At 44.9% G+C, this 24014-nt stretch carries 27 protein-coding genes and 1 riboswitch; of the genes, 18 read left to right on the top strand and 9 right to left on the bottom strand.

Annotated features, from left to right (window positions below; genetic code table 11):
* Positions 1–163: 163 nt before the first annotated feature.
* The 4 genes from ACMX2I_RS19585 to ACMX2I_RS19570 form a co-directional block, all read right to left on the bottom strand.
* Positions 164–430 carry a hypothetical protein gene (locus tag ACMX2I_RS19585; protein WP_087993072.1) on the bottom strand — a complete coding sequence of 89 codons (267 nt, stop codon included), beginning with the start codon at positions 428–430 and terminating at the stop codon, positions 164–166.
* A 104-nt stretch (positions 431–534) separates the two neighbouring features.
* The gene (locus ACMX2I_RS19580; protein ID WP_414958074.1) at positions 535–1812 is read right to left on the bottom strand and encodes an Nramp family divalent metal transporter; all 1278 of its coding nucleotides are present in this window, start codon (positions 1810–1812) and stop codon (positions 535–537) included.
* A gap of 227 nt (positions 1813–2039) precedes the next feature.
* Complete coding sequence (locus ACMX2I_RS19575) at positions 2040–2297, bottom strand: GlsB/YeaQ/YmgE family stress response membrane protein (RefSeq protein ID WP_087993071.1); 258 nt, start codon at positions 2295–2297, stop codon at positions 2040–2042.
* A gap of 77 nt (positions 2298–2374) precedes the next feature.
* Entirely contained in the window at positions 2375–2827 is a 453-nt protein-coding gene (locus tag ACMX2I_RS19570) for a DUF2188 domain-containing protein (RefSeq protein ID WP_414958073.1), read from the bottom strand.
* Positions 2828–2942: 115 nt separating this feature from the next.
* Between ACMX2I_RS19570 and ACMX2I_RS19565 the strand changes: the two genes are divergently transcribed.
* The 5 genes from ACMX2I_RS19565 (at position 2943) to ACMX2I_RS19545 (ending at position 5619) form a co-directional block, all read left to right on the top strand.
* Positions 2943–3761, top strand: coding sequence for an EcsC family protein (locus ACMX2I_RS19565; RefSeq protein ID WP_148963039.1), 819 nt, complete (start codon positions 2943–2945; stop codon positions 3759–3761).
* 130 nt (positions 3762–3891) lie between these two features.
* Positions 3892–4263, top strand: a complete 372-nt coding sequence (gene gsiB, locus ACMX2I_RS19560; RefSeq protein WP_252687358.1) for a glucose starvation-inducible protein GsiB — start codon at positions 3892–3894, stop codon at positions 4261–4263.
* 136 nt (positions 4264–4399) lie between these two features.
* On the top strand, positions 4400–4741 hold the full coding sequence (locus tag ACMX2I_RS19555) for a cupin domain-containing protein (protein WP_414958072.1): 342 nt from the start codon (positions 4400–4402) through the stop codon (positions 4739–4741).
* A complete protein-coding gene (locus ACMX2I_RS19550) occupies positions 4735–5094 on the top strand; it encodes a YdbC family protein (RefSeq protein ID WP_367387175.1) in 360 nt (119 codons plus the stop codon). The genes ACMX2I_RS19555 and ACMX2I_RS19550 overlap by 7 nt, the downstream gene beginning before the upstream one ends.
* A gap of 138 nt (positions 5095–5232) precedes the next feature.
* Complete coding sequence (locus ACMX2I_RS19545) at positions 5233–5619, top strand: VOC family protein (protein WP_414958071.1); 387 nt, start codon at positions 5233–5235, stop codon at positions 5617–5619.
* Positions 5620–5660: 41 nt separating this feature from the next.
* Here ACMX2I_RS19545 and ACMX2I_RS19540 read toward each other — a convergent pair whose 3' ends face one another.
* Together ACMX2I_RS19540 and ACMX2I_RS19535 are read right to left on the bottom strand one after the other, a co-directional pair.
* Positions 5661–6482: a manganese catalase family protein gene (locus ACMX2I_RS19540; protein WP_394717034.1), complete on the bottom strand. Its 822-nt coding sequence runs from the start codon at positions 6480–6482 to the stop codon at positions 5661–5663.
* A gap of 85 nt (positions 6483–6567) precedes the next feature.
* On the bottom strand, positions 6568–7620 hold the full coding sequence (locus ACMX2I_RS19535; RefSeq protein WP_414958070.1) for a TRAP transporter substrate-binding protein: 1053 nt from the start codon (positions 7618–7620) through the stop codon (positions 6568–6570).
* Between the two features lie 71 nt (positions 7621–7691).
* Here ACMX2I_RS19535 and dctS point away from each other — a divergent pair, with 71 nt between their 5' ends.
* The 9 genes from dctS to ACMX2I_RS19490 all read left to right on the top strand — a co-directional run bounded on the left by dctS (position 7692) and on the right by ACMX2I_RS19490 (position 17524).
* On the top strand, positions 7692–9299 hold the full coding sequence (gene dctS, locus ACMX2I_RS19530) for a two-component system sensor histidine kinase DctS (protein ID WP_414958069.1): 1608 nt from the start codon (positions 7692–7694) through the stop codon (positions 9297–9299).
* Positions 9289–9969 (top strand): response regulator, encoded by a 681-nt coding sequence (locus ACMX2I_RS19525; RefSeq protein ID WP_087992977.1) that lies wholly within the window; start codon positions 9289–9291, stop codon positions 9967–9969. The genes dctS and ACMX2I_RS19525 overlap by 11 nt, the downstream gene beginning before the upstream one ends.
* A 119-nt stretch (positions 9970–10088) precedes the next feature.
* Positions 10089–11354, top strand: coding sequence for a C4-dicarboxylate transporter DctP (gene dctP / locus ACMX2I_RS19520; protein WP_087992976.1), 1266 nt, complete (start codon positions 10089–10091; stop codon positions 11352–11354).
* A gap of 148 nt (positions 11355–11502) precedes the next feature.
* Entirely contained in the window at positions 11503–12555 is a 1053-nt protein-coding gene (locus ACMX2I_RS19515) for an AI-2E family transporter (protein WP_087992975.1), read from the top strand.
* Positions 12556–12601: 46 nt separating this feature from the next.
* A riboswitch (cyclic di-AMP (ydaO/yuaA leader) is annotated at positions 12602–12734 on the top strand.
* Positions 12735–12807: 73 nt separating this feature from the next.
* The gene (locus tag ACMX2I_RS19510; protein ID WP_394717038.1) at positions 12808–14043 is read left to right on the top strand and encodes a dicarboxylate/amino acid:cation symporter; all 1236 of its coding nucleotides are present in this window, start codon (positions 12808–12810) and stop codon (positions 14041–14043) included.
* 91 nt (positions 14044–14134) lie between these two features.
* Positions 14135–15061 carry an ABC transporter ATP-binding protein gene (locus tag ACMX2I_RS19505; RefSeq protein ID WP_394717039.1) on the top strand — a complete coding sequence of 309 codons (927 nt, stop codon included), beginning with the start codon at positions 14135–14137 and terminating at the stop codon, positions 15059–15061.
* Entirely contained in the window at positions 15054–15821 is a 768-nt protein-coding gene (locus tag ACMX2I_RS19500; RefSeq protein ID WP_087992972.1) for an ABC transporter permease, read from the top strand. Before ACMX2I_RS19505 ends, ACMX2I_RS19500 begins: the two co-directional genes overlap by 8 nt.
* Positions 15822–15915: 94 nt before the next feature.
* Positions 15916–16251 carry a hypothetical protein gene (locus ACMX2I_RS19495; protein WP_019257527.1) on the top strand — a complete coding sequence of 112 codons (336 nt, stop codon included), beginning with the start codon at positions 15916–15918 and terminating at the stop codon, positions 16249–16251.
* A gap of 130 nt (positions 16252–16381) precedes the next feature.
* On the top strand, positions 16382–17524 hold the full coding sequence (locus tag ACMX2I_RS19490; protein ID WP_414958068.1) for an acyl-CoA dehydrogenase family protein: 1143 nt from the start codon (positions 16382–16384) through the stop codon (positions 17522–17524).
* 25 nt (positions 17525–17549) lie between these two features.
* Here ACMX2I_RS19490 and fbpB read toward each other — a convergent pair whose 3' ends face one another.
* Both fbpB and ACMX2I_RS19480 read right to left on the bottom strand, forming a co-directional pair.
* On the bottom strand, positions 17550–17729 hold the full coding sequence (gene fbpB / locus ACMX2I_RS19485) for a Fur-regulated basic protein FbpB (RefSeq protein ID WP_087992970.1): 180 nt from the start codon (positions 17727–17729) through the stop codon (positions 17550–17552).
* On the bottom strand, positions 17683–17847 hold the full coding sequence (locus ACMX2I_RS19480) for a Fur-regulated basic protein FbpA (RefSeq protein ID WP_087992969.1): 165 nt from the start codon (positions 17845–17847) through the stop codon (positions 17683–17685). The genes fbpB and ACMX2I_RS19480 overlap by 47 nt, the downstream gene beginning before the upstream one ends.
* A gap of 245 nt (positions 17848–18092) precedes the next feature.
* On the opposite strand from ACMX2I_RS19480, the gene ACMX2I_RS19475 reads away from it, so the two are divergent.
* Positions 18093–18965 carry a cation diffusion facilitator family transporter gene (locus ACMX2I_RS19475; protein WP_414958067.1) on the top strand — a complete coding sequence of 291 codons (873 nt, stop codon included), beginning with the start codon at positions 18093–18095 and terminating at the stop codon, positions 18963–18965.
* A gap of 14 nt (positions 18966–18979) precedes the next feature.
* Here ACMX2I_RS19475 and ACMX2I_RS19470 read toward each other — a convergent pair whose 3' ends face one another.
* The gene (locus ACMX2I_RS19470; RefSeq protein ID WP_019713385.1) at positions 18980–19300 is read right to left on the bottom strand and encodes a thioredoxin family protein; all 321 of its coding nucleotides are present in this window, start codon (positions 19298–19300) and stop codon (positions 18980–18982) included.
* 153 nt (positions 19301–19453) lie between these two features.
* On the opposite strand from ACMX2I_RS19470, the gene ACMX2I_RS19465 reads away from it, so the two are divergent.
* From ACMX2I_RS19465 to cshA, 3 genes are all read left to right on the top strand, one after another.
* A complete protein-coding gene (locus ACMX2I_RS19465) occupies positions 19454–20539 on the top strand; it encodes a D-alanine--D-alanine ligase (protein WP_087992966.1) in 1086 nt (361 codons plus the stop codon).
* Positions 20540–20609: 70 nt separating this feature from the next.
* The gene (locus ACMX2I_RS19460) at positions 20610–21983 is read left to right on the top strand and encodes a UDP-N-acetylmuramoyl-tripeptide--D-alanyl-D-alanine ligase (RefSeq protein WP_414958066.1); all 1374 of its coding nucleotides are present in this window, start codon (positions 20610–20612) and stop codon (positions 21981–21983) included.
* A 397-nt stretch (positions 21984–22380) separates the two neighbouring features.
* The gene (cshA, locus tag ACMX2I_RS19455; RefSeq protein ID WP_414958065.1) at positions 22381–23865 is read left to right on the top strand and encodes a degradosome RNA helicase CshA; all 1485 of its coding nucleotides are present in this window, start codon (positions 22381–22383) and stop codon (positions 23863–23865) included.
* Positions 23866–24014 lie beyond the last annotated feature (149 nt).

The following is a 24014-nucleotide window of genomic DNA, read 5'->3' as shown; positions in this document are numbered from 1 at the left end:
CTCTAGGAATGATCTATGCAGCCTGTCACGATATTCGCCATGCTCAAAACGGACAAAAGGACAAATGCATCTTCTTTCAAAACAAAAAGATCAGCGCATTTGTCCTTGTATGTTTCATATGTTTATTTTTATCAAATCTTACAGCGTTCATGTCTCTATGAGTTTATTTCTCTTTCTTCTTAAGCCCAAAAAAGAAAGGAAAAGCAGAACCAACCAATAACGTTCCGAATAAAAACATTCCGCCGATAAACACGTGGAAATTGGTGTGTCCGGCCGTAAACGCGGTGACCAAGGAAATGATACTGAGCACGATCATGGCGATGCCGGGCGCGACTCTCATTTTCCCCTTGGATTTATAGGCAACAGCAGAACATAAAATGCCGATTACAATAGGAACAATCCACAAATAAAACAGAATAAATAATGACATCATCAAAACTCCGATTTTTTCTTCTATCATAACAAATTTCTGGCAAAAAGGGTATCAATGAGCTTTTGCGCAATATGAAAAACCGGCTTAGCGGCCGGTTTTTTCTAACGAAACGTATCAACAATTAAAAACACGTTCAAAGCGACGATCAATACAGCGATCAGCCAAGAAACCACTGTGACCCATTTGGCGTTGATCAAGGCGCCCATAATCCGTTTATTGCTTGTAAACATAATAAGCGGGATTAAGGCGAAGGCGATCCCGAAGGACAGCACGACCTGGCTCATGACGAGAGCTGTTGTCGGATTGACGCCTGATGCGATAATCAAGATCGGCGGAATGATCGTGATAAAACGCCGCACATACAGCGGAATGCGGTAGTTGATAAAACCTGCCATAATCACGTCGCCTGAAAGCGTGCCGACTGACGAACTGGACAGACCGGCAACGAGCAGTCCGATCCCGAATAAAACGGCTGACATTGGGCTGACAAGATGTCCGAATTGCTGAAAGGCGACATCAAGATCCTCGACAAACAGCCCGTTTTTGAAGAATAATGCGGCAGCCACGATCAGCATGCTCGCATTAATCGCACCTGCGATCAGCATCGCTATTAAAATATCAATAAATTCAAATCTGAAGATTTTTTTTCGCTCAGCATCAGTTTTGCCAACCACCCGCCGCTGTGTAAGGGCTGAGTGTAAATAAATGGCGTGCGGCATAACGGTTGCGCCGAGAATACCAGCTGCGAGAAGCACACTATCAGTGCCTTGAAACGCCGGAACAAAAAGGCCCTTCATCACTGAGACGGCATCAGGCTTGGCGAAAAAGGTCTGCAGCGCAAAGGCGATGACCACCACAAACAGCATGCCGGTAATGCCGGCTTCAAGTGAGCGATATCCGCGGCGCTGAAGCTCTAATATCGCGAAAGAGCCGATCGCCGCTATAATAGACGCTTCAAGCATCGGGATGCCGAACAGCAAATACAGTCCCAGTGCCGCTCCGATAAATTCCGCCAGATCAGTTGCGATAATGACCAGCTCGCCCTGAATCCATAAACCGATGGAAACAGGCTTAGGGAATTCTTCGCGGGCAATCTCTGGCAGGTTTTTGCCTGTCGCGATGCCGAGTTTAGCGGAGAGTGATTGGATTAAAAGCGCCATAATATTAGAAAATAAAATCACCCATAGCAGCATATATCCGTATTTAGAACCCGCTGATATATTCGTGGCGAAGTTGCCGGGATCAATATAGGCGATGGCTGCTATAAATGCAGGGCCCAGAAAAGGGAGCAGCCCTCTGAACCCTTTGATTTTCCCGTCAAGCGCCTCTTGGACTGCTTTGGAACGGGGAGATTGTGCTGTGATGTCCTTGTTCATCATGTCTCACCTGAATTCTGATTGTTTTTTGCCATACAACAAAGAGTTTCCTTAACGCAAATTATTTTATCTACATCATATGACCATCCCGGTTTCTTGTCAACCGAAAACGTTCATTCACTTTCAAATTTTCCCCTGTTATGTCACATGATATGTAAAGATTCAAATAAGGTCCCACATAAAAAGACATCGTTTCAGTTCGAAACGATGCCTCCTGTATCAAAATGAGTCTAGGCTTCCTTCCGCAGCCCGCGGAATACGAGGCTCAGCAAGAACACGAGGATGGCAGCCCCGATAATTGCCGGGATAATGGCAAAGCCGCCGAGGCTAGGTCCCCAAGTGCCAAAGAGTCCGTGTCCGATCCAAGCGCCGGCCAGCCCGGCAATCATAGAGCCGAAAATTCCTCCCGGCATCCGGTTCCCCACAATGGCGCTTCCGATTAAGCCGATTAGGATAGCTACAACTAATGAAACCAAAAAGCTAAGCATCATGCTCACCCCTCTTAAATGATTTATCAATCAATAACCGCTCATGCCAAACCCGAAACACCGAATAGCATATCGCTTTATGATCCTGTTTTGATCTTTCTCTGCACGCTGCCATCAGCTAAATGAACAATCACTTCAGTGCCTTTATGCGCTGCGATCTCCTTTGCCCGTTCAATTGCTTCTTTCTTTGTACCCTTGATCTCAGATACACGTTTAGCATCCTCGGCTTTGACCGCCCAGCCGTTTTTATGCTTGATGACATGTTCTGCTTTATCCATGAGCTCAGAACCTTTGCCGCTGCTTGGATCTTCATCGTGTTCTGTCTCATCGCCATTCTTGAGGAAATCATCAATTTCTTTTTTCGAGGCGTTTTCCGCCCATTCCTTTGCCTTGCTTGTCGCAATCGGAATTGCGCGGCCGTCCTCGTAACCCTCATCAATCATTGCATTTGCAATGTCAATCGCTTTTTTCTTCACCGGGTTCTCAAGATTTTTCAATGAAGCGGGATAATTCTTCATCGACCAAGGCATGTCCATCACTCCTTTTCCTTTTATAAAAATGGTACCCGCAGGTGAAAAATAAAAACGTTTCCGGAAAATGAAGGTATACTATACAGTAGAAAAACAGAAGGGAAGTGCGGGTTGGGTGACAACAGAACGAAAAGAAGACTTGCATCAGCAATTAAAAGAAATAGAGAAATGGGAAAAAGATCAGCAAAAAGTCTGGTTTTGGGAAAAACTCAGCCGTCTCCCGTTTCAGCTGCTGGACAAGCTGACACCGGAATTCATCCAGAAAAAGATCGGCAAGCTCTTGGATGAGCTCGGCAGCTTTGTCCAAACAGGAGGGCAGTATCTGACATCTGAAAAACAGATTATCAAGATGTTTCAAAAGAAACTGCCGGAGGAGACCTTCGAATCACTCGAAGACGTACAACAAGCCCCTCTTCCTATCATGGATGAAATTGCGGAAGGAATGGGCAAAAACAGAATTAACGCCGCAACAGTTCAAGGCGCGACAACGGGTGTGGGCGGCGTGTTTACGCTGGCGGCAGACATTCCGGCCGTGCTTGGCCTGTCGTTAAAAACGTTGCAGGATATCGCGGTTGCTTACGGCTTTGACCCAAAGGAGAAAAAGGAGCGGGTCTTCATCGTAAAATGTATGCAGCTGACTTCGGCTGATGTTGTCGGCAAAAAATCGATTTTGAATGAATTAAAAGACTACGATCAAGATCGTACATATAAGAATGTCGCTTCTCAAATCCAAGGCTGGCGTGAAGTTGTTTTAGGCTATCGCGACACGTTTGGCTGGAAAAAGCTTTTTCAACTGGTACCGGTCGCGGGAATGGTCTTTGGTGCGTCAGCCAATCGCTCGACATTAAACGACATTACCGAAACGGGCATGATGTTGTATAAAAAGCGCCGCATTCTTGAGCGGCTGAAAGAAAAAGAATTAGAGATGGAATAACAAAAAAAGCAGACGGACACCGCGCTCCGCCTGCTTTTTTTAGTGGAAACACACCCAATGTGTTTTGTTTGTTTAAAAGGATGGATAGCGGGAATACAACAACCAACACCAATTAAAGGAGGAATTCAAAATGGCAGACGATAACAAAATGAGCAGAGAAGAAGCAGGTAGAAAAGGCGGAGAAACAACAAGCAAAAACCATGATAAAGAATTCTATCAAGAGATTGGTCAAAAAGGCGGAGAAGCCACTAGCGAAAACCATGACAAAGAATTCTACCAAGAAATCGGTGAAAAAGGCGGAGAAGCCACTAGCCAAAACCATGACAAAGAATTCTATCAAGAAATCGGCGAAAAAGGCGGAGAAGCCACTAGCGAAAATCATGACAAAGAATTCTATCAAGAAATCGGCCGTAAAGGCGGAGAGGCAACAAGCAAAAATCATGATAAAGAATTCTACCAAGAAATTGGCTCAAAAGGCGGAAACGCCCGCAACAACGACTAATCAAAAGCATGAAGGCAGACAACCTGCAGAAGATAAAAAGCGATCCGGCGAAACAGCTGGATCGCTTTTTTATTTTGGAAATAACTTGATCTAAGCCGGTGCTGCGATACAATAAATGAAAAAGGGGTTTTCGCTAATGTCTGAGATGCAAAACCTGCTCGCCATTGCCAATGAAGTCAAAGAAAAACACGCTAATTTCTCCATTTCAGAGGTCAACGACCATTGTATACGGCTCGCTGTGTTTACAGGAGAATATGACTGGCACCATCATCCTGACTCAGATGAATTGTTCATTGTTCTTGAAGGTGAGCTGCTGATTGATTTTAAGGACAAAGAAACTGCGGTACTCAAAGCGAATGACAGCCTGCTCATCACGAAAGGAACGGTTCACCGCACGCGCTCTTACGTCAGAACGGTGAATCTCTGTGTCGAGCATACACAGGCGAAAACAGTCATCATAGAGGAATTGCCATGCTAATCAAAAAGATTGTATGTGAAGTAGATGCTGCAAACGCCGAAGCATTTTCAAAAGCGCAGTCACAGTGGGGGGCATTGTCACATGTGGCCGGCTTTGTCAAACAGGCCGGCGGCTGGCGAACATCAGCAGACAGGCCGCTTACCGCAGAGATCATCAGCGTTTGGGAGGACAGAGAAGTTTATGAGGCTTTTATGGAGAACGAACATGACGTTATCTATGAAGAAATCGGGCAAAAGGCTACGTTATATTCAATAGAAGTGACGTTTACTCAGGCTGATGCAGAGGAGGCCGCTTGCATGTTTGACAACCGGGAAATTGAATACGAGCCTGGATGGACCGTGACAAAAGCTTAGTTATGGGAAGTCGTTTTAAAAAAGATGATAAGCTGATTTTATCACTCATTATAACAATGTAGATATTCTCCTATTATTTTGATTGAATTAAAATGAAGAAAATGGAATTCAATTGGGGAATCAGGGGGATTGATTTAGATGACTTTTCATTTTAAGGGAATTGATCATATTCAGCTTGCGGCTCCTAAAGGCTGTGAAACTGCTGCAAGACAATTTTACGTCGGCATATTAGGCTTTCGGGAAATTGAAAAACCTGATGAGTTAAAAGCCCGAGGCGGGGTCTGGTTCACTTTTGGGAATAGACAATTGCATATCGGGATAGAAGAACCTTTTGTACCCGCTAAAAAAGCACACCCCGCCTTTGAGGTTATGGATATAGAAGGCTTAAAAGAACATTTGGAATTAAATGGAATTGGAATTGTTGAGGACAATAAACTTCCGGGAGCGGACAGATTCTATGTTTTAGATCCATTTGGCAATCGTCTTGAGATGCTTGAGTGGCAGAAAACGCGCAAAAAAGGATAGATCACAGTTGATGATGATCTATCCTTTTTATGCTTGTATCTTTACTCACGTCCCGGAAGCGTATCATGAACAAAAGGCGGTGCTGGTTTTAATTCCGGTTTTTCTCCAAACGCTTTCGCTTCTTTTACATATTCAAAGGCTTCTCCGTCCGGCGCTTTTTCGTTCAGCCAAGTTTGCTCGGCGCTTTCTTCGCCTTCAGAGAAATTAATAAGCTGATGCGAGAACTCTTGCTTTTCGAGTGCTTTCGGAAATGTTCCCGGCACAATCGGGCCTTCTTGTGCTTCTAATTCTTTAATGGCGGCGAGCCATTGATTTTGGTGCATCGTGTCACGCGCCAGCAGGAAGCTGAGCATATCTTTAACGCCTTTGTCATCTGTCATTTCAAACAGGCGTGCGACCTGCAGACGGCCTTGTGATTCCGCATTCAGATTGGCGCGGAAGTCTGCCAGCAGGTTTCCGCTTGCAACGATATAGCCGCCGCTCCAAGGGACGCCTGTACTGTTTTCCGGCATGGCGCCAAGTCCTGATACAATCGCGTGGTGAGGGTTCATGCCGCCCAGAATGGAGCCGATGACCGGATCTTCAGCGGCTTTTTCCTGCTGATCGAGCGGGGCATCCTCAAGAAGTCTGGCGATCATCGTGGCGATCATTTCAACATGCCCGAGTTCCTCAGTTGCCGTATCCATCAGCAAATCCTTGTATTTTTCATTTCCTCTTGTATTCCAGCCTTGAAATAAGTACTGCATGGCAACAGAAATTTCTCCAAATTGCCCGCCTAAAATTTCTTGCATTTTTTTCGCGAATAATGGATTTGGACGATCTGGTTTAGCAGGATGCTGCAGCATTTTCGTGTGCTTAAACATGTTCCCATCTCCTTTTTTCGTTTATCCCTTTTTATATTTCCGATCAATTGAAAGATAAACGAAAAACAGCGTATCGAGTTGGGGACTACGAATCACCTCGCAGCTCCAAAAGCTCCTGAATCAGCTTCCGGCCGAAGATAGGCTCGTACTGCCGGTAAACAGGATCGAGGCGCTTCATCCATTCTTTTTTCTCTTTATCTGACAGCTCGTAGATGTGAATAGAAGAACTCATTTTGATGACTTCCAGCTGCTCCTTGTTCATTTGCTCGGCATGCATTTCATTCCACTCTGTCGTTTCCTTCATCGCTTCCGTTAAAATGCGCCGTGTTTCCGGCGTTTGCGCGTTCCAGAAGTGCTCATCCGTCATGACGGCATAGCCGAGATAACCGTGGCTGCTTATTGTCAAATGGTCCTGAACATTATAAAATTTTTTAGAATAGATGTTTGAGATGGTATTTTCTTCGCCATCGACTGTATTGTTTTCTAGCAGCTGAAAGGTAGAATTGAAGGATTCCTGATGAGGCGTTGCACCAAGCAGCTTGAACTGATCCTCTATCACATCGCTTTGCATAATGCGGAGATCTTGACCTTTTAAATCATCCGGGGTTTTGACCGGCCCTTCATTTGTCGTGATTTGTTTAAAGCCGTTCGTCCAATAGGCGAGGCCTTTTAATTGATTTTTCTTTAGGGAATCAAACAGCTGTGTGCCGATGCTGCCGTGCAGCCCTTTTTTGACGGCATTGTAATCTGTAAATGCATACGGCAGATCCAGCACGCACCATTCAGGCGAGAGCATGCCGAGCTTCGATGTGGAGGGGGCGATAAACTGAACATCGCCGTTTTGCAATGCTTCAATTTCTTCAATGTCCGAATACAGGCTTCCATTCGGAAACACTTCAATTTTTATTTTTCCGCCTGATTTCTCGTTTACCAGCTCGGCGAATTTATTGGCGGCCAGCCCTTTCGGCGTGTTTTCGGCAACCACATGGCTGAATGTAAACACGATTTGATCCTGTAAGCCTTCCTGGTCGTCATCATAAACGATCTCTTCACTGCCGGAACGATCATGGAATCCGATAAATAAAGCGGTTGCAATTCCGGCGATCATCAGTGCGAGACATGCAAGCAAACTCTTCATGAAAAGCCCTCCCCTATGTTTTAAGGATAATGGGGGCCATGCCATTCGTAAAGACCTGAAAGGAGAAGCTGATGAACAAAAAGAAGCTCTCAATCCGTTGGAAAATCACGATCTTATCCTATATACTCGTCATTTTCTCCTTTTTGATCGGCGGCATTGTGCTTATCGGCAATATCCAGCATACAGAGGAGCGGGAGCTGAAAAAACGTTTGATGAATACGGCCCGGACGGTATCGGAGATGACAGAAGTAAAAGAGGCCTTGGCGCGAAAAAAACAAACAGAAGCTGTTCGCCATGCGGTTGAAGAGATCAGGATGATTAATGAAGCAGACTATATTGTTGTCATGGATATGAATCACATCCGCTACACGCATCCTGTCAGTACAAGTATCGGCAAGAAATCCAAGGGTGCAGACGAAGAGGCGGCGTTTGCGGAGCATATTTATTTCTCAGAAGCAAAGGGAGAGATCGGCACGGCGGTCCGCGCTTTTTATCCGGTGAAGGATCACGAGCTGAACCAGATCGGCGTGGTGCTTGTCGGGAAAACACTGCCGGGGATTACCGACATATTGCTTCAGTTAAAACACGATATCACATTCATCGTTGTACTGACACTCGGCTTCGGCCTTGCAGGTTCCTTTCTGCTGGCCCGCCATATCAAAAAACAAATGTTTCAGCTTGAGCCTCATGAGATTGTCCGAATGTATGAAGAACGGACAGCGACGTTTCATTCCATGAACGAAGGCGTGATTGCCATCGACAACCGGCTTATCATTACGATTTTTAATGAAAAAGCGAAACAGATCTTTGAGGTGCAAGGGGATCTGGTCGGAAAGGTGATCTGGGAGGTTCTTAAGGATTCGCGCCTGCCCGAAATCGTGGAGCGGAACAAAGCGGTTTATAATGAAGAAATTCGCGTCAGCGGAAAAGTGATTATGAGCAGCAGAATTCCGATCGTCATGAAGAAAAAAGTCATCGGCGCCGTCGCGATTTTTCAGGACAGAACGGAAGCGGCTAAGATGGCGGAGGAGTTGACTGGCGTCAAAAACTTTGTAGAGGCGCTTCGCGTCCAAAACCATGAGCATATGAATAAGCTGCATACGATCGCCGGCCTCATCCAGTTGGGGAAATCTGAAAAAGCCTTGCAGCTTGCATTCCGGGCGTCAACTGAGCAGGAAAATGTGACTGAATTTCTTCATCGCTCGATTCAAAATGACGCTGCGGCTGGCCTTCTATTAAGTAAAATCAGAAGAGGAAGGGAGCTCGGCATTGCTGTTCATATTGATGAAAACAGCAGCCTTCAGCAATTTCCCGAGCATGTTGATCAGCATGATATCGTTGTGCTTCTTGGCAACCTGATTGAAAATGCCTTCGGTTCATTTGAAACGGTTCAATCTAATGACAAACGGATTGACATCAGCATCGAACAAACGGATGATATCCTGGCAATTTTAATAGAAGATAACGGCTGCGGGATTGAATCGGCACATATGCCGCACCTTTACGACAAAGGATTTACAGTCAATAAAACAGGCGGCACAGGCTATGGCCTGTATCTAGTCAAACAAATAACAGACAAAGGATCGGGCACGGTAGAAGTGGATTCACACGCAGGGCAAGGATCAGCTTTTTCTATCGTTTTTCCAATGAAGGGGGAGGAAGCACAGCATGGCTCTTAAAGAATGGAAGGTTCTGCTCATTGAAGATGATCCGATGGTTCAAGAGGTAAACAAGGATTTCATCACAACTGTCAGCGGCTTTATTGTCTGTGCAACAGCGGGAAACGGAGAAGAAGGCATCAAGCTAATTAAAGAAAAACAGCCCGACCTCGTTATTCTCGATGTGTACATGCCGAAAAAAGACGGGATCAAAACGTTGCAGGAGATCAGAAAGCAAAAGCTTGAAGTGGATATCATTGTCGTTTCCGCTGCAAAAGACAAAGAAACGATCTCCCTTATGCTGCAAAATGGAGCGGCTGACTATATCTTAAAACCATTTAAGCTTGAGCGAATGAGACAGGCACTTGAAAAGTACAAGCAATATAAACAAAAAATAGAAGCGAACGATACGCTGTCCCAGGAACAGCTCGATGCGATCCTGAATATTCCGCAGCAGGCCGTACAGGATCTGCCAAAAGGATTGAATCATTTTACGATGAATGAAGTCACTGCTATTTTGAAGCGGCAAACCGCATCTCTTTCTGCAGAAGAGGTCGCCAAGGCGCTCGGTATCGCCAGAGTGACAGCGAGGCGATACCTTGATTATCTAGAAAAAAACGGAACCATTAAGCTGGACGTTCAATACGGCGGAATCGGCCGTCCTGTCAACCGCTACGTGTTTAAAGGATAAACCTGAGACCAAAAAGACCAAAATGTCCGTTATGATCATAAACTTCCCCACCTTATATGAAAACGCTATCATTCTAGTAAGAAAGACACAAAGGCGAATAGGACAGGGGGATGCAGAATATGAAACTGTTTAAAAATTTAACAGTTCAGGTCATAACTGCGGTCATCATTGGGGTCATTGTCGGGCTGGTCTGGCCTGATATCGGAAAAGAAATGAAACCGCTTGGCGATACATTTATCAACGCTGTTAAAATGGTGATCGCTCCAATCATTTTTTTCACTATCGTTCTCGGGATTGCAAAAATGGGCGATATGAAGAAGGTTGGAAAAGTAGGGGGAAAAGCGTTTATTTATTTCGAGGTTGTCACAACTCTCGCACTCATTATCGGTTTGTTCGTCGTTAATATTATAAAGCCGGGATCGGGGCTTGATTACAGCAAGCTTGAAAAGGGTGATGTATCACAATACACGCAAAATGGGGGTCAGGGAATCGACTGGATTGAATTTGTCACACACATTGTTCCGTCCAACATGGTTGATGCCTTTGCAAAAGGGGACATTTTGCAGGTCTTATTCTTTTCGATTCTTTTCGGAGTCGGTCTTGCGGCATTAGGTGAAAAAGGGAAAAGCGTCATTGATTTCTTCGACAAGATTTCTCACGTCTTTTTCAAAATCATCGGCTATATCATGCGCGCGGCGCCAATCGGGGCATTCGGGGCGATGGCGTATACGATCGGGCACTTCGGTCTCGATTCCATCAAGCCTCTGGCAAGTTTAATGATGTCTGTTTATATTACGATGTTCCTGTTCGTATTTGTAGCTTTAAATATCATCTGCAAGCTTTACGGATTCAGTCTGTGGAATTACCTGCGCTTTATTAAAGATGAGCTTCTCATCGTGCTTGGCACAAGCTCTTCAGAATCGGTGCTTCCGCGTATGATGGATAAAATGGAGCGTTACGGCTGTTCAAAATCCGTTGTCGGGCTTGTCATTCCGACGGGCTATTCGTTTAACCTTGACGGCACATCGATTTATTTATCAATGGCGACGGTTTTTCTGGCACAGGTGTTTGGAGTGGACCTCAGCATTGGTCAGCAAATTACAATTATCCTCGTTCTGATGCTGACATCGAAGGGAGCGGCCGGTGTGACGGGAAGCGGATTTATCGTCCTTGCCTCAACACTGTCAGCGCTTCAGGTCATTCCGCTGGAGGGTCTTGCACTCCTGCTTGGGGTTGACCGTTTCATGAGTGAAGGAAGAGCGATTGTGAACCTGATCGGAAACGGAATCGCCACGATCATTGTTGCAAAAAGCGAAAATGAATTCGATGAAGCAAAAAGCATAGAGGCTGTTGAAGACATGAAAAAAATGAAAACAGCAGTTTAAGAAATGAGCGGCTCATCCATGGGGCCGTTTTTTTAATTGTTTAAGAATTATTAAGGTAATGACAGAGACCTCAGCATTTTTTTGTTATATAATTTACAGATGGATACTATATTGAATTAAGGACGTTTGTCCTAACAGGGGTGTATAAATGGCCGCTTTAGTTAAATTTTTTCAGCACCCGGGAGTAAGGCGTTTTTCCGTCTTTGTCGTGTTAACTGGTGTGTTATATCTATTTAAGAGCATGATCAACTTAATATTGCTTACCTTCATTTTCACCTTTCTAATGGATCGTTTGGAGTTTGTCGTACGGCAGTTCGCAAGTCGATTCTTCCGCGTGAGCCAGCGGGTTGTCATTACGTTTCTTTACGTGTTGCTGGCTGTTTTGCTTACAGTTGGGGGATTTGTTTTTTATCCGATCGTCGCGGCGCAGATTCAGCAGCTGGCTAAGCAGATTAAACATATTGCGTATCACCCGGACACCATCCCTTTCTTTGATGAGATCACCAGTGTTTTCGGAGATATTAATATCAGTTCATATGTCAAAGAGGGTTTCAATGTGGTGTATACGTATCTGGCCGATATCAGCACATTTGGCTTGCAGGTCGTAATGGCGCTCGTTCTCAGCATGTTTTTCTTATTTGAGAAAAAACGGCTTTCAGAATTTATGGGGAAATTTAAAACGAGCAAACTGGCGGTCTTTTATGAGGAAATTGCTTTCTTCGGAAGAAAATTTGCAAGAACGTTCGGCAAAGTGCTTGAGGCTCAATTTATCATTGCGCTCGTCAACTGTGTTCTGACGTTTATCGCGCTTTGGATTATGCATTTCCCGCAGCTGTTTGGGCTTTCTATTATGGTTTTTTTCCTTGGATTAATTCCTGTAGCAGGCGTTGTCATTTCTTTGATTCCGCTCAGTATTATCGCTTACAGCACAGGCGGTGGAATGTATGTGCTCTACATTGTGCTTGTCATATTCGCCATACATGCGATTGAAACCTATTTCTTAAATCCGAAGCTGATGTCTGCGAAAACAGAACTGCCGATCTTTTTCACTTTCATAGTACTCATTTTCTCTGAGCACTTTTTAGGCATTTGGGGTTTAATTATCGGGATTCCGATCTTTGTGTTTCTCCTTGATATCCTTGATGTGACCAATAAGGAAGATGGACCCAAAAGATTCCAAGAGAAAAGTAACAAAAAATAGTTTACAAAATTGGTTCTTTTCTGTATAAATAAACTATCATACAATAGTAAGCCACACGCTTAATCCTTTTAACTAAGGAGTGGGGGACCCGATCTTTTGGGGTTAATTTTTCGTCAGAAAAACGGACATCTCTTCGTCCGAACCCGTCAGCTAACCTCATCAGCGTGAAGAGAGAATCCAGTGGTTTGATGTTATAGCCAAAGCCCACGGGAGTCTCTCGCGGGCTTTTTTTCAAAAAAGGGAGGAATGCTGATGAAGCTGGCTACAAAGATAATCATTGCATTGGTGCTGGGAGCGGTGACGGGAATTATTCTTAACCTGACATCACCTGAATTATTTGAAAATTTGAATAAGTTTGTATTCGGTCCGCTTGGTACGATCTTTTTAAACCTTATCAAAATGCTTGTCGTTCCGATTGTCTTTTTTTCACTGACACTGGGAGTAGCTGGACTGGGCGATCCTAAGAAGCTTGGCAGAATCGGTGTAAAGGCGATTTCTTATTTTCTCGTCACAACTGCAGTGGCGATTACCATTGCCATCATTTTAGCTCTTGTCATCAAACCGGGAGAGTTTGGAACATATGATACATCGTCTGCCGAATTCACTGCTGAAAAAGCGCCAAGTATTGCGGACACCCTGTTAAACATTATTCCGACCAATCCTGTTCAAGCGATGACCGAGGGGAATATGCTGCAGATTATCGCTTTTGCCATTTTTGTCGGGCTTGGGATTACAATGCTCGGTAAAAAAGCGGATATGCTTCTCAAAGTTGTTGAGCAAGGAAATGAATTGATGATGTACCTAGTGAATCTGGTCATGAAGTTTGCTCCGTATGGCACATTCGGTTTGATTGCGACAGCCGTAGGAAGCCAAGGGTTCAGTGCAATGAAAGCGATGGGCTTGTACATGCTTGTAGTAACCATTGCATTATTGATACATGCAGTCGTAACCTACGGATCTACGGTAGCGCTTATCGCCAAAAGAAATCCGATTACGTTCTTTAAAGATTTCTCAGAGGTTATGGTCGTCGCGTTCAGTACTTCCAGCAGCAATGCGACTCTGCCGGTTTCCATGGATGTGGCACAAAGAAAACTAAAGGTGCCTGAGCCGATCAGCAGCTTTGTCCAGCCGCTGGGCGCTACAATTAATATGGACGGAACAGCCATTATGCAAGGGGTAGCCACCGTCTTCATTGCGCAGGTATTCGGGCATGATCTGACACTCACGCAGCTGCTGATGGTCGTACTGACGGCTGTATTAGCAAGTGTCGGAACCGCGGGTGTTCCGGGAGTCGGTTTGATTATGCTTGCTATGGTGCTTCAATCTGTCGGTCTGCCTGTCGAGGGAATCGGATTGATCCTTGGAATTGACCGCTTGCTTGATATGCTTCGTACAGTTGTAAATACAACAGGAGACGCGGCCTGCGCTGTCATTGTGACAGAAACAGAGAAGAACAAACAGCCTGAGCAAACGTCTCTATCGGTTTAACCAAACATTTGGAAGCAACAAATGCTATAATACAAACAGTGCCTAATTGTTGGGCACTGTTTATTTTTTGCCGAAAAAGGAGGAAGGCTTTATGGCTGAGCCGATTTTACATATTAAAGGCCTCGATAAAAAGATCGGGTCTAAACAGATTTTAAAACAGATCAGCATGGACGTCATGGAGGGAGAAATCATCGGCCTGCTCGGCCCGAATGGTTCAGGGAAAACAACACTCATCCGTATCATCGTCGGGCTGTTAAAACAAAACAGCGGAAGTGTGACAATCAGCGGATTCCAGCATGATACAGAGTTTGAACAAGCGATGGAAGCTGTGGGGGCGATCGTCGAAAACCCAGAGTTCTATCCGTACCTGACAGGCTGGGAAAACCTCAAGCACTTTGCGAATATGCACAAAAAAATAGCGGATGAACGGCTTGATGAAGTGGTGGAACGTGTCGGGCTGACGTCAGCGATTCATGATAAGGTCAAAACCTATTCCCTTGGCATGCGCCAGCGACTTGGCATTGCGCAGGCGATTCTTCACGGGCCGAAGCTTCTTATTTTAGATGAGCCGACAAACGGTCTTGATCCCGCGGGCATGAAGGATTTTCGCGATCATATTAAAGAGCTCGCGGAAAAGGAAGGGACAGCAGTCCTATTCGCCACCCATTTATTGCGCGAGGTTGAAGATCTGTGTGACCGTGTCATCATCATTCAAAAAGGCGAGATCAAAGCGGAAGTCAGCTTATATGGAACAGATCAAACAACAGAAAAAGCAATCATTGAAGTGCAGCCGGAAGAAAAAGCACTCAATTGGCTGACAAGCAATCAATATCAAGCTGAGCGGCAAGACGGGGCGATTGTTGTTGAGGTAGCAAAAGAAAACATTCCGGAGCTGAACCGCTCACTTGTCGGACAAGACCTGGATGTATTTTCCGTTATGCCTTACACGCAATCACTGGAAGATGAATTCATAAAAGCGACAACTGTCCATCAAGAGGAGGGAGAAGAGCTTGTCTAAATTAGTTTGGAATGAACATATGAAACTGTTTAATCGGAAGGTCACATTGATATCTCTTATCTTGATGGCGGTCTTTCAATTTTTCATGGCTTTGATCATTAAACGGATTGTCATCAGTGCCGGGACAGATGAAAACTTCATCGGCTATTTTTCGTATACACCGAGCCTGAACATCCTGCTGCAGGCGTTAACGATCGTGATTGCAGCGACAATTGTTTCGATGGAGTTTGATAAAAAGACGATCAAATTTCTGCTCATTCGTCCGGTTAAACGTCAAAAGGTTTTTTGGTCAAAATTAATCACAATTGTGATGGCCAGCTTTTATTTGTATTTGGCATACTACATTCTGGCATTATTATTCGGTCTTATCTTTTTTGGCACATCCGTGACTTCAGAATCACAGGCATTGCTGATCAACACTTTGGAGCTGATCGGGTCAAACTGGCTTGAAGCCGTAATGATGGGATTGTTCGGGCTGCTTTGTTCTTCGCTGTTCCGCAACAGCGCGGTAGCTGTCGTCGTTTCTTTTGTCGTTTTATATGGAGCGAGTACACTTGTCCAGCTCATGAAGCTGTTTGAAAACAAATGGGGCAGCTTTTTACTTTTTGCGAACACTGACTTTACCCAATACAGCAGCGGCCAGACCGTGTTGTTTTCAGGCATGACACCATTGTTTTCAGTAGGGATTATCGTCATACATGCCATATTTTTCATTGCGGTTGGCTGGTGGTGCTTCTGTAAACGGGATGTCCGGGTATAAAGGCAAGGAATGACACTTTTGTGAAAAAAATTACGCAAATCAATATCAGCTGATATTTTGGTTTATACTAAAGGTACTGACGGAGGTGTCTCGATTGAGGAACTTTATTACCGCTTTACCGATCGTATTGCTGCTTGGATTCTCATTTGTGTCATTCATGTTTCAGTTTGAGCATCTTGTTTATTTCAGACTCGCGCTTGGATTGTTTTCTCTCGCGGGGCTGTACATGATATATAAAATGAAGACGGGCATCCGTTATTTTATCATCTATCTGTATGCAAGCTGGATTGTGCTTGCGGCAGTAACCGCTTTTGAAGAGCCGATTTTCTCGAGCTTTTTCTTTGGCGGCTTGGTGATGACAATGGGGTACCTGACATATATGCTGATTTATCTCGGCATGAAACAAGACCGGGATGCAAATCCTGTCTAATCGCGCTGTTCCCTTGCGGAACGGCGTGTTTTTTTTATCCCCGAAAAAAGGTTAACAGTTGCGGAATAATGGCAGGAAATCTATAATACATATTAAATTTATCGGAATTAAAACCTTGGGGGGCTGCCGGATGTCATTATTTATACAAAACGATCAACAGCGGCAATGGATGGAGAGAATCGGACGGATTGCGGATGAATTTCAGCAAACGGCCGCTGAAGATGACGAACAGGGACGTTTTCCTGCAGAAAAAATACAAAAACTGCGTGAAGCTGGGTATACGGCTTTAACATTGCCGGCATCTCATGGAGGAGGGGGCATTTCTGTTTACGATATGCTCCTGTATCAAGAACGGCTGGCACGGGGAGACGCTCCCGCAGCGCTGAGCATCGGCTGGCATATGAGCGTAATCGGAGAGCTCGGAGAAGGCAACAGCTGGGATAAAGACGTGTTTGCGTTTATTGCAAAGGAAGTTCAAAACGGAGCCGTTATCAACAGGGCGGCGACAGAAGCGAACACCGGAAGCCCGACAAGAGGAGGGCGCCCCGGTACAAACGCCGTCAAAAAGGATGGCAAATGGGCAGTGAACGGAAGAAAAACCTTTACGACGATGTCGCAAGCACTGGATTATTTTTTAGTCACGGCATGGATTGAAGAAAAACAATCAACAGGCGTGTTTCTTATTCATAAAGATGATCCCGGATTGTCGATTGAAGAAACGTGGGATATGATGGCGATGCGGGCTACTGGAAGCCATGATCTTGTACTGAATGGGGTAACGCTTGCTGAGGATAAACTGGTGGAATTGCTTCAAGGGCCTCGGGGAGCAAAGCCAAATGGCTGGCTGCTTCACATCCCGGCGATTTATCTTGGCATTGCTCAAGCAGCGCGAGACTATGCGGTGCAATTTGCGTCTGAGTATTCTCCAAACAGTTTGAAGGGACCGATCAAAAATGTTCCGGCCGTACAGCAAAGAACAGGCGAAATGGAGCTTGAACTGACTAATGCCAGACATTTTCTTTTCCATATCGCCCAATTGTATGACGATCCCGAGCGCCGCTCTCACTTGAGAAGCGAGCTCGGTGCGGCGAAACATATCGTCACAAATGCTGCGCTGGCTGTTGTCGATAAAGCGATGAGAATTGTCGGAGCCAAAAGCCTAGAACGAACCAACCCGCTTCAGCGCTATTATCGTGATGCGCGCGCAGGCCTCCATAACCCGCCGATGGATGATGCGGTAATCCAAAAGCTGGCCGCAGAAGCGTTTGAGTGATGAAAAAGAGCCTTCCCGGCTCTTTTTATGTATTGTTTTGCTCTTGCAGATTTTTTTGATGCTTGCGGTCGATTCTGTCATAAATGATATTCATCAGCTTTGGGTTGCCCATAATCGCCTCTTTGTTTTCCTGGATCAGCTGCTGGTAGGTTTTTACTTTACGCTTCGACATGCTCTGGTTCCCTCCTGACATGTTTGTATTCACTTTCTAACTCTGTAAGCGACAATTCATATAAATGACGCGTGGACTTTTTGTATATACCATTCTGTATTAACAGATGAATGAGCTGTTTTTTTCTGATTTCTCCAGACTGAGGTGTCATTGTGTCACCAACCTCCAATCGAACGATATTGATAATCATTATCAATTAACCACAGTATACAATGTCCCCAATAGCCTGTAAAGGTGAAAACAGTCCTATTCTTTCATGAATTTGCAATTATTCAACAGATCGACAAAATGTTTCCCGGGCAATAATTGCTGTCGAAATGTTCCTGTGCATTGAATGCTGCTGCTATTTTTTATGTTTTGAACCATACTATGTAACAGATTGGAGGCTGGTATTCAATGGAGCGGACAAAAAATCTGAAAAAGGGAGAAAAAGGGGCGCTCCTCAATATTTTCGCATATCTCATCCTTGCTGTTGTGAAGCTAGTCGTTGGGATTCTCTATCACTCCGAAGCGCTGAGAGCAGACGGATTAAATAATGGAACAGATATTGTAGCGTCAGTAGCGGTACTGATTGGATTGCGTATTTCTCAAAGGCCGGCTGACAACGATCATCCATATGGCCATTATCGGGCTGAAACGATTTCGTCCCTCGTTGCGTCTTTTATAATGATGGTTGTCGGCATTGAAGTGTTAATTGGCGGAGGAAGAGCGATTGCGGACGGAACAACAGAAACGCCAAGTCTTATTGCAGCATGGACGGCGTTAGGAAGTGCTGTGTTTATGTATGGCATCTATTTATATAACAAAAGGCTGGCGGCATCCATTAAAAGCTCTGCTCTGATGGCGGCGGCAAAAGACAGCAGGTCAGACGCCTTTGTAAGTGCCGGAGCGTTTATCGGTGTGATGTCAGCCCAGCTGCAGCTGCCGTGGATCGATCCGGTAACAGCTTTTATCATCGGCATCGTGATTTGCAAGACGGCGTGGGATATCTTTAAAGACGCTTCACATTCTTTAACAGACGGCTTTCACTTAAAAGATCTTGAGCCTTACAAACAGACTGTCGGCAGAATTGAGAATGTGCATCGTCTAAAAGATGTGAAAGCGAGGTATTTAGGCAGCACAGTTCATATTGAGATGGTCATTACGGTTGATCCGAAGCTTACAGTAGAGGAAGGCCATGGTGTGGCGGATGAAGTAGAAGACAAAATAAAACATGAACACGATGTTACTCATGTTCATGTTCATGTAGAGCCCGACGACATAAAATAAGGCTGTTTAACGAATTAGCTTATATGTTCAGATAAAAATTCAGTCACTTCTTCAGGCGTTTTGGCATTGGCGCTGTGAAGGTGAGCTGTTTTTTCACCGTTTTTGAAGATAAGTAAGCTGGGAATGCCCATTACTTGGTATTTTTCAGCCGGCTCAGGAAGCTCGTCCTTATTCAGCTCATACCAATCGTTTTGATTGTACTCTTCCAAAATATCGCCGATGAACATATTCATGCGTGTGCAGTCTGGGCACCAATCTGCATAAAACTTCACAATAATTTCTTTATCAGATTGAATCAGTTCATTAAATTGTTCGTTAGTCGTGATTTTTTTCATATGTCACATCTCCTTTTCAATGCCATTTTAATATAAAATAAAAAGGAATTACATACAAATGCATTCAGCATCAGCATGCCCAAAAATAATTAGATCATTTTCTCGTGAAAGTGATAAGATAGTAAAGATGAATTGTAGTGGGGGGAGTATCCATTGAAAACAAGTCTAGGATTAGTGTACGGAGGAAAGTCGGCTGAACATAATGTTTCACTGCAGACGGCTCTGGCTGTAATCAAAGCGCTTAATACTGAGAAGTTTGATATACATCCGATTTATATAACTGAAAAAGGCGAATGGGTAAGAGGCGCCCGTTTAACTGAGCCTGTTTCAAACGTGAAAATGCTTCAATTTGAGCAAGGAGGCAGTGCTTTTTCTCCAGCTGCCCTGAATCAGGAGATGTTTCCGCAGGAAGCGTCACAGCAAAATGAAGCCATCGACGTCGTATTCCCGCTCCTCCACGGACCGAACGGAGAAGACGGTACGATTCAAGGAATGCTCGAACTGTTGAATATTCCATATGTCGGAAACGGCGTGCTTGCTTCCTCAGCAGGCATGGATAAAGTCGTGATGAAACATCTATTCGCGCAAGCCGCCCTAGCTCAGGCTAAATACGCAGCTTTCCTTAAGAAAGACTGGACTCGTTCTCCGGAAGAAAGCTGTGAGCAGGTCGAACAGGAATTAGGCTATCCTTGCTTCGTAAAACCGGCGAACCTTGGCTCAAGTGTCGGAATCAGCAAATGCCGAAACCGTGAAGAATTGCAAAAAGCGTTCGAGCTTGCATTCCAATATGACCGCAAAGTTGTCGTTGAAGAAGGAATTAATGGCCGAGAAATAGAAATCGGCGTACTTGGAAATGATGATCCTAAATGCTCTGTTGTGGGAGAAATCGCACCGAAGACAGATTTCTACGATTACAAAGCGAAATATGAGGATGGAGATACTGATCTGGTGATTCCGGCAAATGTGACCGATGAGGAATACGCAAAAATCAGTGATATGGCAATTAAGGCGTTTAAAGCGATCGATGGTTCAGGACTTGTCAGAGCGGACTTTTTCTTGACTGCAGACGGCGAAGTTCTGATCAATGAAGTTAACACAATGCCTGGCTTTACTCCTTTCAGCATGTTCCCGCTGCTCTGGAAAGAGGCGGGAGTGGAATATGCTGACCTTATTGAACAGCTTGTGGAGCTTGCAAAAGAACGCCACGCTGAGAAACAATTGATTAAGCATACATTCTAATGAAGATGGACACTGCCGGTAAGAGGGCAGTGTCTTTTCCCGTATACAAAAAGAAAGAGAGGGACCGCACTTGATTAAGCGAACCATAAAAAATATTGCAGAGATGGTCAAAGGCACATTGATAAATCCGAAATACGAACAAACAGTCATTCATGGAGTGGCAACTGATACAAGGAAACTGGAACAAGATCAGCTTTTTATCCCGCTGAAAGGGGAACATTTTAACGGACACACATTTGTGCAGCAGGCTTTTGACGCCGGTGTAGCGGCCGTTCTTTGGGATCGGTCAGAACCAAATCCGCCCGAGGAACAGGCCGTCATCTTAGTTGACGACACCCTTTCCGCTCTTCAGCAACTTGCAAAAGCTTATTTACAGGAGCTTGGCACGCGTGTCATCGGGGTAACCGGAAGCAATGGCAAAACGACAACAAAAGATATGATCCACGCCGTCTTGGGAACCCAGTACCGTGTTCACAAAACAGGAGGGAACTTTAATAATCACATCGGATTGCCGCTGACGGTTTTAGCCATGCCTGAAGATACGGAGATCGCCGTATTGGAGATGGGAATGAGCGCTAGAGGAGAAATTGACCTCCTGAGCCGTCTGGCAAACCCGGATGCGGCTGTGATTACAAATATCGGCGAATCCCACATGCAAGATCTTGGCTCAAGAGAGGGCATTGCAGAGGCGAAGCTTGAAATCATTAACGGGCTTAAAGAAGACGGAGTGCTGATTTACATCGGGGATGAACCGCTCCTTCAAAAAGCATACAGCTGCCAAACGAAAACGTACGGATCGGGAGCGCAAAATGATTATCAGCTTCAGGATGTCAGCCAGAGTGAAGCGGGAACCCATTTTACAATCAAAGGGATGGAAAAATCGTTTTTTATTCCGGTACTCGGCAAGCACAATGTCATGAACGCTATGGCTGCGATCGCCGCGGGGGCTTATTTCGGCATCACTGCTGATGACGCGGCAAAAGGACTGAGCGGACTAAAGGTAACCGGCATGAGACTCGAACTCATCAAAACAGACAGCGGCCTTTCGATTATCAATGACGCTTACAATGCCAGCCCGACTTCAATGAAGGCTGCCATTCAATTGACAGAAAGCCTTGAAGGCTACGGGAAAAAAATGCTTGTGCTCGGCGATATGCTTGAACTCGGTGATCTTGAAGAAACATTCCATAAAGAGTGCGGCGCAGTCATCAGCCCTGAGAAAATCGACCGCGTCTTTACGTACGGAAAGCTGGGCGCTTTTATTGCGGAAGGCGCACTGAACCACTTTGAGAAAGAACGCGTCAGCCACTTCACCGAGAAAAAAGATCTCTTTCAAGCCGTGAAGGAAAGCGCGTCAAAAGGGGATTTGATTTTATTCAAAGCGTCCAGAGGTATGAAGCTTGAAGAAATCGTTAAAGATTTAATAGACAGCCCGCTTTCATAAAAAAATCCTGCGAAAAAACGCATATTGCATCATAAAATAGAATGATGTGCAAACACTAATGTATGCCGGCCTGAAATAATGTATGTCTGGCTGGCTGCGGCTATGATACAATAAATACAGGTTATTTTGCGATACGAAAATATTTGTCCGGACTTTCATTCGCCTGCCCGAAGTTCTCCCGCCGGACATTTGGGAGCGGATGAAACAGCAGCCGGCATATTCGAGAAGCCAATCTGCTTCTCATTTTATTGAAAAACAAATAGTGTAATGGTAAGATAAAACTTAGAAGTAATTCGGGCTTTGTATACGTATGGACCTGTCCTTTTTGTGGAAAGGGCAGTTTTTGGTGGTAAATCACGACATTACTGACACAGCAATTAGAAGGAGTTTGAATAATTTGACTATAACGTTTCAAGATTTTAATTTAAGTTCTGATCTCATGAAAGCAATTAACCGTATGGGATTTGAAGAAGCAACGCCGATTCAGGCACAAACGATACCGCTCGGACTTTCAAATAAAGACGTCATTGGACAAGCGCAAACAGGTACAGGTAAAACAGCTGCGTTTGGTATACCCCTTGTTGAAAAAATTAACCCCGAGTCTCCTAATATTCATGCAATCGTAATCGCGCCAACCCGTGAATTAGCCATTCAAGTATCTGAAGAATTATATAAAATCGGACAAGATAAGCGTGCGAAGGTTCTTCCTATTTACGGCGGACAGGATATTGGACGACAAATTCGGGCTTTAAAGAAAAACCCGCATATCATTGTGGGAACACCTGGACGTCTTCTTGATCACATTAACCGCCGCACAATTCGTTTAAACAATGTAAACACTGTTGTAATGGATGAAGCGGATGAAATGCTGAACATGGGATTCATTGACGACATTGAATCTATTCTTTCAAACGTGCCGAGCGAGCATCAGACACTTCTGTTTTCTGCTACGATGCCAGCGCCGATCAAACGTATTGCGGAGCGCTTCATGACTGAGCCGGAACACGTGAAAGTAAAAGCAAAAGAAATGACGGTTTCTAACATTCAGCAGTTCTATTTAGAAGTGCAGGAGCGTAAAAAATTCGATACACTGACTCGTCTTCTTGACATTCAGTCTCCTGAGCTTGCGATCGTCTTCGGACGTACAAAACGCCGTGTCGATGAGCTGGCTGAAGCTTTGAACCTTCGCGGATATGCGGCTGAAGGAATTCACGGTGACTTAACGCAGGCGAAACGTATGGTTGCGCTTCGCAAATTTAAAGAAGGCGCAATCGAAGTTCTTGTTGCAACTGATGTTGCCGCTCGCGGACTTGATATCTCTGGTGTTACGCACGTGTACAACTTCGACGTGCCTCAAGATCCTGAAAGCTATGTTCACCGTATCGGAAGAACAGGCCGTGCAGGAAAAACAGGTATGGCGATGACGTTCATTACACCGCGTGAGAAAAGCATGCTTCGCGCAATTGAACAAACAACAAAACGCAAAATGGACCGGATGAAGGAGCCTACACTTGATGAAGCGTTAGAAGGCCAGCAGCAGGTTACGGTTGAACGCCTTCGCACGGCAATCAGTGAAAACAACCTGAACTTCTACATGACAGCGGCAGCTGAGCTGCTTGAAGATCATGATGCAGTGACAGTGGTTGCGGCGGCTATCAAGATGTCTACAAAAGAGCCGGACAACACACCGATTCGCTTAACAGACGAAGCGCCGATGGTCGGCAAACGCCACAAGAACCAGCGCTCTTCTAAACGCAGAGACGGACAAGGCGGCGGCTATCGCGGCGGAAAAGGGAAAAACAACAACCGTTCTTCCTACGACAAAAAGCGTTCAAACGATCGCCGTTCTTCAGGTGACAGACGCCAGAAAAAATCTTACTAATTCTATCGATTAGAAGCCCAAAACATGTCGTTTTGGGCTTTTTTATGTTTACGACTTGGTATTCAGCAAACTTTCAGCTGACGGAAGCCGTTTTTCTCTGTATGCTTAAGAATGAAACCTTTCTGTATAAGAGACGTATAAGTAAAGAT

Origin of the sequence: Bacillus sp. SW14 (assembly GCF_047608225.1) — a bacterium.
GTDB classification, from domain to species: Bacteria; Bacillota; Bacilli; order Bacillales; family Bacillaceae; genus Bacillus; species Bacillus subtilis_G.
Note: the sequence above shows the minus strand (reverse complement) of the source record. Positions and strands in the feature narration are given on the sequence as shown.